The 12,031-nt window shown below is 45.3% G+C and carries 14 protein-coding genes; 12 read left to right on the top strand and 2 right to left on the bottom strand.

Annotated features, from left to right (window positions below):
* The 6 genes from HMPREF9473_RS27985 to HMPREF9473_RS24010 all read left to right on the top strand — a co-directional run.
* On the top strand, positions 1-286 hold a 286-nt coding region (locus tag HMPREF9473_RS27985; RefSeq protein WP_434061520.1), incomplete at its 5' end, for a DUF3592 domain-containing protein.
* A gap of 50 nt (positions 287-336) precedes the next feature.
* Positions 337-1,833, top strand: a complete 1,497-nt coding sequence (locus HMPREF9473_RS24030; RefSeq protein ID WP_006782829.1) for a hypothetical protein — start codon at positions 337-339, stop codon at positions 1,831-1,833.
* Positions 1,834-1,951: 118 nt separating this feature from the next.
* Positions 1,952-2,806, top strand: coding sequence for an aldo/keto reductase (locus tag HMPREF9473_RS24025; protein ID WP_006782828.1), 855 nt, complete (start codon positions 1,952-1,954; stop codon positions 2,804-2,806).
* A 133-nt stretch (positions 2,807-2,939) separates the two neighbouring features.
* A complete protein-coding gene (locus HMPREF9473_RS24020) occupies positions 2,940-3,245 on the top strand; it encodes a helix-turn-helix domain-containing protein (RefSeq protein WP_006782827.1) in 306 nt (101 codons plus the stop codon).
* The gene (locus HMPREF9473_RS24015; RefSeq protein WP_006782826.1) at positions 3,245-4,366 is read left to right on the top strand and encodes an AAA family ATPase; all 1,122 of its coding nucleotides are present in this window, start codon (positions 3,245-3,247) and stop codon (positions 4,364-4,366) included. The genes HMPREF9473_RS24020 and HMPREF9473_RS24015 overlap by 1 nt, the downstream gene beginning before the upstream one ends.
* Positions 4,363-4,650 carry a hypothetical protein gene (locus tag HMPREF9473_RS24010; protein WP_006782825.1) on the top strand — a complete coding sequence of 96 codons (288 nt, stop codon included), beginning with the start codon at positions 4,363-4,365 and terminating at the stop codon, positions 4,648-4,650. The genes HMPREF9473_RS24015 and HMPREF9473_RS24010 overlap by 4 nt, the downstream gene beginning before the upstream one ends.
* A gap of 271 nt (positions 4,651-4,921) precedes the next feature.
* Here HMPREF9473_RS24010 and HMPREF9473_RS28300 read toward each other — a convergent pair whose 3' ends face one another.
* Positions 4,922-5,200, bottom strand: coding sequence for a PTS sugar transporter subunit IIA (locus HMPREF9473_RS28300; protein WP_278245545.1), 279 nt, complete (start codon positions 5,198-5,200; stop codon positions 4,922-4,924).
* Positions 5,201-6,826, bottom strand: coding sequence for a BglG family transcription antiterminator (locus HMPREF9473_RS24005; protein ID WP_006782823.1), 1,626 nt, complete (start codon positions 6,824-6,826; stop codon positions 5,201-5,203). It abuts the gene before it with no gap.
* Positions 6,827-7,040: 214 nt separating this feature from the next.
* Here HMPREF9473_RS24005 and HMPREF9473_RS24000 point away from each other — a divergent pair, with 214 nt between their 5' ends.
* The 6 genes from HMPREF9473_RS24000 (at position 7,041) to HMPREF9473_RS23975 (ending at position 12,024) form a co-directional block, all read left to right on the top strand.
* Positions 7,041-7,352, top strand: a complete 312-nt coding sequence (locus HMPREF9473_RS24000) for a PTS sugar transporter subunit IIB (protein ID WP_006782822.1) — start codon at positions 7,041-7,043, stop codon at positions 7,350-7,352.
* A gap of 33 nt (positions 7,353-7,385) precedes the next feature.
* Positions 7,386-8,636, top strand: a complete 1,251-nt coding sequence (locus HMPREF9473_RS23995; RefSeq protein WP_006782821.1) for a PTS sugar transporter subunit IIC — start codon at positions 7,386-7,388, stop codon at positions 8,634-8,636.
* Positions 8,637-8,680: 44 nt separating this feature from the next.
* Positions 8,681-9,034: a PTS lactose/cellobiose transporter subunit IIA gene (locus HMPREF9473_RS23990; RefSeq protein ID WP_006782820.1), complete on the top strand. Its 354-nt coding sequence runs from the start codon at positions 8,681-8,683 to the stop codon at positions 9,032-9,034.
* Between the two features lie 34 nt (positions 9,035-9,068).
* Positions 9,069-10,505: a glycoside hydrolase family 1 protein gene (locus HMPREF9473_RS23985; protein ID WP_006782819.1), complete on the top strand. Its 1,437-nt coding sequence runs from the start codon at positions 9,069-9,071 to the stop codon at positions 10,503-10,505.
* Positions 10,506-10,537: 32 nt separating this feature from the next.
* Positions 10,538-10,795, top strand: a complete 258-nt coding sequence (locus HMPREF9473_RS23980) for an HPr family phosphocarrier protein (RefSeq protein ID WP_006782818.1) — start codon at positions 10,538-10,540, stop codon at positions 10,793-10,795.
* Positions 10,796-11,061: 266 nt separating this feature from the next.
* Positions 11,062-12,024: a uroporphyrinogen decarboxylase family protein gene (locus HMPREF9473_RS23975; protein ID WP_006782817.1), complete on the top strand. Its 963-nt coding sequence runs from the start codon at positions 11,062-11,064 to the stop codon at positions 12,022-12,024.
* Positions 12,025-12,031: the final 7 nt, after the last annotated feature.

The following is a 12,031-nucleotide window of genomic DNA, read 5'->3' as shown; positions in this document are numbered from 1 at the left end:
AAAAGAAAGCTATAATGCTGGGAATCGCACAAAGTTTTTCTACGAACTTATTTATCGATACACGGTATCAGGTATTGTTTATGAAGAGAGAGATGTTTGCGATTCTACTGAGCCTCAAAAATATGAAAAAGGTCAAGTAGTGTTGATTTCATATGAAACAAAAAAACCCCAAAATTTTATTGTAAGCTCAGAGATAAAGTCCATTAATATAGATATTATCAGAACTTTTTTCGTGCTAGTTGTATGTATCGGTGTCGCACTTGTGGCCACATATTATTTAAGTTAGTTATCATCTACTGCAGATAGAATTCAGAAGTTAGACAAGTCCCCATCTATGTGGGAGTGTTAATTTTAGGCGTTTTTCTATATAGCAGAGTGAATTTAAATGTTAATGATAAAAAGGAAGTTGAATATTCCAGTATTTCTGAACCGGAACAACAGAATGAGAATGCTCCAAAAGAATATGATAATGTATTCGATTTTCCTCTTGATGATATTATTTATCCAGACCCGGAAGCATTTACTTTGATTAAAAATGCATATCAGAGTATCGATTTTTACGGAACCTTTGAACCGGGAAATATAGAGCATTACGATTTATATAAACAACATTTTAAGCAGTTAGTGAATAATAATGAACCGTTTACAAAAAAATCAACGGGCGAAAAAATGTTTATTGGGGAATATGTGGAATTAAAGGGTCATAGTATATTTAACCCAAGAGGTTATTACTATCTTTTTTTTGATGTAGATGAAGATGATGCACCAGAGTTATGCATAGTTACAAATACGGGGTGTACTTACATTTACAAATATAATACAGATAGTAATGAATTTGTACTAATACATGAGCTGAGTGTGAGTCATTACGGAGTAAATGGAACTAATAAAATTAGGTGGGATGGAGTAGGAGGGACATGGTTGTCTTCTGTATTGTATAAATATGATGAAGATAGCGAGGAAGAATATAGTGTTCGCTTTTTTTGTGCTCCTAATTATAATGAAAAGAAAGGAGAATCAGAAGAGGTTTACATGGCAGGATTGCCACATTACACAGATAAAAGCAAGCAGGTTATTATCCCTGATAAATTAAAAGAACAGGCTTATCTTGATACAGGCTATGAGATATATTATTTTAGAATAACGGAAGAACAATATTTGGAATTAAGCCAGGATTATTTTGAAGCATCAAGGTTAGCAGACGTAATGAGAAAAGATGTGACGTATACATATGATGATTTGTTTAACAGTTGCGTTGATAGAGGTATTAAAGATAAAGATTATACAGTGACCATAGAATCCTTTACTGAAAATGGGTCATACGTAGAATATCCTCAGATAGAAGGATTGACAGATAAGAAGAAACAGGCAAAAATTAATGATATTTTAAAAGAACAAGTATACATGGGTGCAAAGACTTATATGGATGAGCCTTTTGTTGATTTTTCTAATCCTGATTATGTGTATACATTTAGTATTAAAGTAGGGGTGACAAACCAGGATATAGCCAGTTTTCACTATTATTTTGATGTGTACGGTGAAGTTCATCATGAAGACGGAGGAGTCAGCCGGGACACGACTAGAAGTTATGGTGTTACGATAGATATGAAGGCAGGGGAAATGTTAGATTTATCTGATTTTATGGTAGTTGATGAAAGATTAATTAATAGCACGGATGGGAGTAATCTTGAAACAGATTATAATAGTGCCGTACGATATCCTTATCATAAATTTAAAGATGTATTTTGTGTCTATACTACGGAAGAGGAAAAAGATAATTTTCATAGTTACACATCTCAAGAAGCTATTGAAATACTTAAAGAAAGTGTATAGTCTCAATTATAATGTTTCGATTGAAAAGGTGTTAAACGCTTCTCAAAACCTGTCAATGCAAACTGCAATTGAAAGGTTAAATGTCAATAAAAATGCGAAAGAACAATAGGAGGGCGCAATGGACAGAGCAGTAACATTACCGGATGGAACCAAGGTTCCGGCTATCGGACAGGGGACATGGTTTTTGGGGGAACGTAGGAATCGCTGGGAGCAGGAGAAAGAGACGCTGCTTACCGGCATTGAACATGGAATGACGCTGATTGACACGGCGGAAATGTATGGGGATGGAAAAGCGGAGGAGCTGGTCGGTGCGGCCATCCGAGGTCTGGACAGAAGCAGTCTGTTTCTGGTGTCCAAGGTTTATCCTCACAATGCAGGGCGAAAGAATATTTTTAGGAGCTGTACGGACAGCCTTAAGCGGATGGGAACCGATTACCTGGATATGTATCTGCTTCACTGGCGCGGGGGAATTCCCCTGGAAGAGACGGTGGAATGCATGGAACAGTTGAAAAAAGAAGGGAAAATCCGTCGCTGGGGAGTCTCCAACTTCGATACGGAAGACATGGAGGAACTGTTTTTGGTGGCAGGAGGAGAGAACTGTGCCGTGAACCAGGTGCTGTATCATGCGGCATCGAGAGGGATTGAGTATGACCTTCTCCCGTGGATGAACATGCATGGTGTCCCGGTGATGGCATACTGCCCACTGGCGCAGGGCGGAGACTTGAAACGCGGCCTCTATGAGAACCGGGTACTGACTTCCATCGCCCAATCTCACAATGCCACCGTTTCCCAGATACTGCTGGCTTTTGCCATCAGAAGCGGTCAGGTCATAGCAATACCAAGAACCGCCACCCCCGCCCATGCGGCAGAGAACAGCAGCGCCATGAATCTGGTGCTGACGGAAGAAGAATTAACGCAAATTGACAGGGAATATCCGGCGCCGACACGCAAGGTTGGGTTGGATATTGTTTAAAATTATCACTGGAGGGGCACTCTTTTATAAAATATATCAAATCCAATATAAAAATCCTTTGACAATATATTATATTTAATATATTATAGAGCTATGAAGTAACCGTGAAATGGTAAAACAAGGAGGCTCGTCCATGAGTGATTTGCAACAGTATTTAGATCAGGCATTGAGTCAGATTAAATTATCGGATACAGATGAGGAATCATATCTTGAAGAATATGACATTGAAGTTGAATTAAGAGAACTTATTATTTCTACACGCAAAGGACTCGGTATCACGCAGAAGCAGCTGGCACAAAAATCAGGAATCTCACAGGCCAATATCAGCAAAATAGAAAACGGAAATTATCATCCCAGCGTTGCTATTTTAAAGCGGATTGCAGATGGACTTGGAAAGAGGCTGGTGATTGACTTCATTGATTTTGAGGAGGGGTTATAATGGCAGTTTTTCTTGAAAACTTTGGCATCAATCATTTTCGTGGTATCAGCAATCTTGCTGTTGAAAGTCTGAATCACGTGAATATTATTGCAGGTGATAATAACTGTGGAAAGACCAGTGTGCTGGAAGCATTGCTATTGCTGCGTAATCCGCTGGATGTTACGAACGTTCTTCGTATTGCCCGTATGAGGGATATCAATATCGCATATAATGGCAGTTCGGCTTATGAGAGTTTTGTGAATTTATTTCCGGCAGATGGATTACCGATGGAAATCGGGCTCCATGCGCGCTTAAATAATCGAAATGTCAGCTATCAGCTTATTGGCGAGAAGAAAACCATCATGCTGGACCCGATGGAGAGAGATAGGTTTAGCTATCCGTCATCAAAAAGCGGCTGGGAAGTAAAAGGAAAGCCGGAACCCGTAGAAACAGAAGCATTTTCAGGAAAGATTCTATTTGGGGATGGAAAGAGCGAGGCGCAGACAGAGGTAGAACTTCACGCTTATACAAGAGTCTCGGGGATGGAGATTAAAAGAAATCAGTATGTGAATATGGTATATTTAGCCCCTATGGACCATGTTCATGGAAATGTTTTTGGGCGTATACTGCGCAATAAGGACTACAAGGAAATCTGTATCCAGATTCTGAAATTGTTCGATTCAGGGATAGAAGATTTGTTGATTTTGAAAAATGAGGATAATAACCGTCCTGTTGAGTGCGTCAGCCATAAAACACTAGGGATCATGCCGCTTTCTACCTATGGAGATGGAATTAAGAAAGTACTTTCTCTTGCCAACGGGATTGCTCAGGCATCCGGTGGAGTACTCTTGATTGATGAAATTGAAACAGCAATCCATTCAAGATATTATGGTGAAATCTTTGGCTTTCTGGTGAAAGCATGTATGACATTTCAAGTCCAGATGTTTGTTACAACTCACAGCATAGAAGCAATAGATGGCCTGCTGGCTACACAGGATTATGAGAAACAGGGGGAATCAGATTTTATTCATGTAATTACCTTAAAGAAAGAAGCCAAGGGACAGAAGACATATTCCAGAGTGTTGACAGGAAGAGAGGTTTATACAAACCGGGAAGAGTTCGGCTTTGAGGTACGTCTATGAACAGCTTAATTCTCTGTGAAGGTAAGACGGATGCAGTTCTATTGAGCTATTATTTAGAAAAAACCTGTGGCTGGATGCACCGAAAGGCTTTGAAAAGTCTTGATATTAAAGCGGATGAGAGAAAGAATGAATCCGCATATTGGTATTCAAAAGGTGAAGAGAATCTTCTGATTTGCGGAGTAGGTGGCAAAGATAATTTTGATAATTTTTTCAAGCAGAAAATTCAGGCAACGATGATAGACAGCAGCGCATTTAGATTGTTGAGCGGAGTGTTGCATATGTAGAAGAGATTCAGCCGTTAGCGGATAAGTATATTCATAAACCGAGATTGAAATTGAAAACATGTCTTGGAGTTACCTGGGCAATCCAGTCTCCTGAAAAGGTGTTTTCGTTTATTGATGAACAGATACGCTCTGTAAAATGGGAAGAATCCAAAATACTAGCACAATGCTTTCAGAAACTTAAGGATATTTGAGACTGGATATCGTATAATGAGAAAACTATCCGCCCAAGCCAAGCCGGCCCAGGGCGGATATTTCTTATCTGTCTCTCATCTCACAACACCGTTAACATCTCAATAAACTCCTGATAACTCTCCACCTGCACCAGTTTCTTGATATTCTCCCGGCTCCCAAGCACCATCGTCAGCGGTTCAAACACCTCGTTGAAGATAAACCGTTCCTCTCTATTAAAACACAGCATCATGACGATATGCACCTGTTTCGCATCCCAGGTAATCGGCTTATCGGATATCAGTACGCTGAGTCCCGTCTTGTTGGCGTGCATCTTCATGGCGTGGGGGATGGCGAAATCCTGGAAGGCGGTGGTGGACAGCTACTCCCGGTCGAGTATCTCAGCCTCGAAATCTTCGTCCACATACCCCATCCGCACCATGTTTTCCGCCATGTGGTGAATCACCTGGGACGAATTGGTTAAATCGTTCCGTTTTTCAAAAAAATCAGGAATAATCAAATATTCCAAATACTCCTTAAACTGCTTCCGCCTCTTCTCCACCTTGATTTCCGCCAGCATTTTCCGCACCATTTGGATATCCTTCTCCGTGAAAAACGGGCTGATCTGCAGGAGCGGGGATTCCACCACGGAATTGAGCGGAACCGTGGAAAGCACGAAATCATTTTTCACCGCACTCCCCAAATCCCTCTCGTCCGTCAGAATATTGGTGATCAAAAGCTCCGACGAAAAATACCGGTTAATGGTGTCCGTCAGTTTCACATTGGTGTTGTAGTAGCTGGGGAAATACAGCACCGCCGTCACCTTCTCGCTCAGATTCTTCTGCGCCTCCAGCGTGCTCCCCAGATGGAACGCGATATACGCAATCTCATCGTCATTGATGGAAATGCCGGTCCGCTCCTTGATGATGCTGGACAAGAACACCGACACGTCATAGATCAGCGGACAGGCCGTCTTGATCTCCTCCGTCAGCGGATTCCGGCTGAAATAATGATTCTTCGAGCGCTGCAGCAGATTGCGGATATGGAGAGCAAACCGAATCAGAAATTCCGGCTCCGCCAAATCAATATAGTAATACGAGCTGACTGCCAGTATCAGTTCATTCACCAGCTCCACGCAGTCTTTCCCAATAAAATCCTGAAGATTTGACGTGGTAATGCTCTTGTAATCAATGGCCGTAGCCCGGGATATGAGAAGCAGCGCCAGCTCATAGACCTCCGACTGATTGTAGGTAATCTGAAAATTCTCCTCGATCTTTGACGCAATGCTTCTGGCCAGTTCATACTCATGGGCGCTGAGTGCCGGCATATGTTCTACATCCACCATGCTGATATTCTGGTTTTGAATCCGGTCAATGGCGATGGTGATGTGAAGCACCAGATTAATCAGCGAGTAGTCATTGACAAAATAGTGAAACTGGTCAAACACCTCCAGCAGTACGTTCTTAATCAATTCAATATCAATCTCCGGAAAAATCATCTGAATCGTCTCCAGATTGACGAAATTCACATTGGACTCATCATATAAAATGGAACTGAGCAGCCGCCTTTTATTCTTCTCAAGCCCGCTCACCGACCAGTTGTCATTGTTGTTATGCAGCTGCAAATCAAATTTCGCCAGCTTTCGTTTCACTGTCTTCAGCTCATTCTTAATCGTAGAATAGCTGATAAACATCTCATCGCACAGGTCGTAAGCATTCACTGGCACATCACTCTTAATCAGACTGTTGATGATATACACAATCCGCTCCTGGGAGGACTGGGGAATGTGGGTGCCTGTCTCGCTCAGGATCGTCTGGGCAATGGTTTTTCGAATCCGGTACCCCTCCCTGGAAGATTCGATGGCGTCCGGGTAGGAGGAATTAATCTCCTGAATATAGCTTTTAATGCTTCTGCTCGACACGTCCATGGCTCCGGCCAGTGTGGCCGCCGTGACAAAATCCGTATAATCAGAAAGTATCCGTATCAGTTTAATCAGTTTTGGCTTCATAGCAGCTATAACCTCCCCGCCGGCATGACAATGCCCATAGTTTTGTCTATTATTCCTATTATACAGAGACAAAATACGGTTTTCAACTAAAAAATTGCACAGGGTAGGGGAAGATAATTACCTTCACCCCGGAGGTGAAAAAGTAAAGTTGCACGGGGAAACGAGATTTTGTATGATGATTACAGTGAAAACAAACAAAAAAGGAGACGGCAATATGAAAAAATTAAATGTATTACTGGTATGCGGTTCCGGAGCCAGTTCCGGCTTTATGGCGACCAACATGAGAAAAGCGGCAGTGGCAAGAGGGCTGGACGTGGACATCAAGGCGAGAAGTGAGAGTGAGATAGAAAATTACATCGAGGACATCGATGTGTTGATGGTGGGACCTCATCTGGCCTACATTCTGGATGAGGTGGAGGAGTACACCGGCGGTCTGGACGTGAAGGTGATTCTGATGAATCCGGATTACTATTCCACATTAAACGGGGATAAAGCCATTGACCATCTGCTCAGCGAGATGGAATAACACGAGATACGAAAAACAAGGGGGATTACTTATATGAAGAAATTAATCAGCTGGCTGGAAAATGATTTCGCGCCAAAGATGAACGTAGTTAACCACAACGTGTGGATTGTCACTTTAAAGGATTCCATCATGCAGGTACTGCCATTCATCCTGCTGGGTTCCATCTTCTGCTGTCTGACCGTTCCTGGGGACGTGTTCGGCTGGAGCTGGTGGCCCAACTTCTGGACACCGTTTGGATGGACCATGGGAATGCTTTCCCTGTTTATCTCATTCCTGATTCCGTTTAACTTAATGGAGAAGAAACGTTTGAGAAAACAGAGAATCATTGCCGGCCTCACCGGTGTTGTCACATTTTTAATGATTATTACACCCCAGGTTGTGGCGGACGGCGTGATTGGATTCTCCCACGACTCACTGGGAGCAGGCGGTATGTTCATCGCCATCATCGCCGGTGTGTTTTCCGGCTACATCATGGGACTGTTCGGAAAATTCTCCTTCTTTAAAGAGGATTCCGTGATTCCCGATTTTGTCCGCTCCTGGTTTGACTCCCTGCTTCCCATCGGACTTGTCCTGATGGTGGTGTGGATACTGGTAGATATTCTGGGAATTGATGTGTACAACATTATCCAGAGCATTTTCATGCCGATTGCAACCATTATGCAGACACCGGGCGGATTTGTACTTTCCTCTTTCCTGGCATGTTTCCTGTACTCCATGGGTATCTCCAGCTGGGTGCTGACACCGGTGGTGAAACCGGCAACCATGATCGGAATCACGGCCAATATCGCCATGGTGGCGGCCGGAACGGCGTCCTATGAAACGTTAAACCTGGTGACGGACCCGACGATTTACTCCGCTTACATGTGGATTGGCGGTATCGGATGTACCATGCCGCTGGTGATCATGCTGGCTATCTCCAAGAGCAACAAGTTAAAGGCACTGGGGCGGGCCTGTCTGGTTCCGGCAATCTTTAACATCAACGAGCCGGTGGTATTCGGCTGTGTGGCATGGAACCCGATTATGATGATTCCTATGTGGCTGACCAGTATTGTGCTGCCGCTGGTGATCTGGGTATTTACAAAGATTATTCCGTTTGCACCGATTCCCACCATCGTCTTCGATATGTGGTACTGCCCATTCCCGATTTCCACCTGGCTGACCACGGGAAGTATCAAAGGCATTCTGCTGATGCTGATCTGCGCGGCGATTGGCACAGCAATCTGGTACCCATTCTTCAAGACCTACGAGAAGCAGGAAGTTGAAAATGAGAAAGCGGCGGCATAGACTGCCAGATTAACATAAAACAAAAGGTAATGCAGGAGGTAATTATGGAAGAACAGATGATTGACGAAAAGACATTACAGGCGGCCATGTCCATTATCATGAGTGCCGGAGATGCCCGTGTGCTTTGCAAGGAGGCGTTAAATGCCATCGCGGACCAGGATTTTGAGCTTGCCAACGAGAAAATGAAGGAGGCAGGCAAAAAAATCACCGAGGCCCACCGCGTTCAGACCGATGCGATTCAGGGAGAAACCCGCGGGGAAAAACAGGAATACACCCTCCTGTTCGCCCATGCCCAGGACACGTTGATGACCATTTACAGTGAAATCAATCTTGCGAAGCAGATGCTTAAGATATTCGAGAGCTGGGAGAAACGGTTCCAGGCGCTGGAGCAGAAATAAAAGAAAGGACGATAGAGCAGAGGAGGAATAGAAGATGAGCAGAGTACCAACAGGATTTCCAAGGGATTTTATGTGGGGCGGCGCGGTGGCGGCCAACCAGCTGGAGGGGGCCTGGGACATTGATGGCAAGGGCATTTGTGTGGCCGATATCAATGAATTTCAGGATAATATCGCAATTGAGAAAAAGGGCAACAAGGAGCTGACCCGCGCCTATGTGGAGGAGGCGGCTGCCAGCACGGACAAAATTTTCCCGAAACGCCACGGCATTGATTTCTATCACACCTATAAGGAGGATTTGAAACTTCTGGCAGGCCTTGGCCTCAAGACCTTCCGCACCTCCATCAACTGGTCCAGAATTTTTCCCAACGGGGATGACCAGATGCCAAACGAGGCAGGACTTCGGTTCTACAACGATTTATTTGATGAAATTATAAAAAATGGCATGGAGCCCATGATAACCATCTCCCACTACGAGATGCCCCTTCACCTGACCACAGCCTACAAGGGCTGGTATTCCAGGGAAGTCATAGACTTCTTTGTGAAATACTGCAATACCGTCTTCGACCGCTACGCCGGCAAGGTGAAATACTGGATTATCGTAAACCAGATTAACTTAATCGGCCATGAGTCCTTCAACCATTTAGGCGTGGCGGAGGACGTGGTGGATGACTTGAAATCCGCCAAATACCAGGCTGTCCACAACGAGATGGTGGCCTGCGCCAGGGCGACGAAATACGCCCATGAGCATTACCCGGAAATGCAGATTGGCATGATGCTGTGCGGCGGCCCGGACTACCCGGCAAGCTGCAAACCAGAGGATATGCTGGCCACCCTGAAACACAACCAGATGGAATACTTCTTCTCCGATGTGCTTCTGCGCGGCTATTATCCCGGATATGCCTTCCGCTTTTTCGAGGACAACCACATCCAGGTGGAGTTCGGCGAGCATGACGAGGAGGATTTGAAAAACACGGCAGACTTTTTCTCCTTCTCCTACTACTACACCCAGATATGCTCCAAGGAGAGTTACGAGAACGGAAATGAGGTGTACCGCAACAAGGAGCTGCCCGCCAACCCGTGGGGCTGGACCATCGATCCCATTGGATTTCGCATTCTGCTCAACGAGTTTTACGACAGATACCGGAAACCGATTTACGTGACAGAAAATGGAATCGGCTGCTACGACAAACTGGAGGACGGCCAGATTCATGATTCCTACCGCGTCGACTATTTACGCGACCACATCGCCCAGATGAAAGAGGCCATCAAAGACGGCGTGGATGTGAGAGGCTACTATGCGTGGGGTCCCATCGACATCATTTCCTGCTCGTCCAGTGAGATGAGCAAGCGTTACGGCTTTATCTACGTGGATTTGGATGATTACGGAAAGGGCAGCGGGGAGAGAATCAAGAAGGACAGCTATGCGTGGATGCAGAAGGTCATCGCATCCAACGGAGAGGATTTAGACTGATTTGCTCCGCACAGATAAAGGAGGCAATTCCAGTGAAATATTTTGATTACACCATACAAAACCCAACCGGTCTTCACGCCCGCCCCGCCAGCAATCTCATCATGACGGCCCGGACCTGGCAGTCCGAAATCACCCTGGAAAAAGGCGAAAAGACCGCCAACCCCAAAAGCCTGATGTCCGTCCTGGCCTTAAATGTCAACCAGGGCGACACCATCCGGATCACCGCCACCGGCGTGGATGAGGAGGAGGCCATCGCGGGGATGGAGGAGTTTGTGAAAAAGAACTTGTAAATAGCCGGAAATGACGGCAGACCCTGAGAGAATTCACACATGTGTTTCCTGCATGTAAAGGATTCTCTCAGGGCTTTTTTGCGTTCATATGAGTATCTGCCATAAGACAAAAAAGAACATAATCACTACAAAAATCACATTGTTAAAAAAAATAATTATGCACAATCCCTAAAAAATGCTTGCGCTTTAATCCTAACAGTGGTATTATCAGAGATATGAATACAAGTAATTCCAGTAAGAAGCATAACGGAGGTTTGGAGGTAAGGATGAACAAGAAGGAGCGAGTCACAGCAGCAATTGAGGGAAGGGTGCCGGATTATGTGCCGTGTGGTTTTTCCCTGCATTTTCCAAAAGAGAGGGCCATGGGGGAGGAGGCAGTTGCGGCCCATCTGGAATTTTTTGAAAAGACGGACACCGACATTTTCAAAATCATGAATGAGAACATGGTGCCGGATGTGGGGGAGATCAAAGTTCCATCCGACTGGAACAAGATTCCCACCTATTCCCTGAAGGATGATTTCATGCAGCGGCAGTTGGAGCTGGTGAAGCGGATATTGGACAAATGTGACAGGCAGGCGTTTCTGCTTGGAACCCTCCACGGCATTTGCGCGTCGTCCATTCATCCCATTGAGGCCAGATACGGCTACGAGGGAGTCCGGGAACTGAGCTGCCGTCATATCCGGGAGGACAAAAAGCCGGTGCTGGAGGCGTGGAAGAGAATTGCAGACGGGATGTGCCAGCTGGCGGAGGCGTACCTGGAGCTGGGGCTGGACGGCATTTACTATGCTGGGCTGGGGGCTGAGACCAGATACTATACCGATGAGGAGTTTGCCGAGTGCATTGAGCCGTTTGACAAGCAGATCCTCCAGGTTGTCAAGGAGAAAGGCGGATACAATTTCCTGCATATGTGCAAGGACGGGCTGAACATGCAAAGGTATGCTTCATACAGGGAACTGGTGGATGTGGTGAACTGGGGCGTGTATGAAACCCATTTCAGCCTGGAGGAAGGCAGGGAGTTGTTCCCTGGCGTGACAATCATGGGCGGCCTGGCAAACCGGAGTGGCGTGCTGGTGGACGGCACGGAGGAGGAATTACGGGAAGCCGTGAGAGAGATTATCACGGGATTTGGAAAAAAAGGGTTTATTCTTGGGGCGGACTGCACTCTGGCAACGGAGATGCCGTATGAGAGAATCAAAGCGGTGGTAGAAGCCGCGAGAACGATAAAGTAAAGGAGAA

Origin of the sequence: Hungatella hathewayi WAL-18680 (assembly GCF_000235505.1) — a bacterium.
Classification (GTDB): Bacteria; Bacillota; Clostridia; order Lachnospirales; family Lachnospiraceae; genus Hungatella_A; species Hungatella_A hathewayi_A.
Note: the sequence above shows the minus strand (reverse complement) of the source record. Positions and strands in the feature narration are given on the sequence as shown.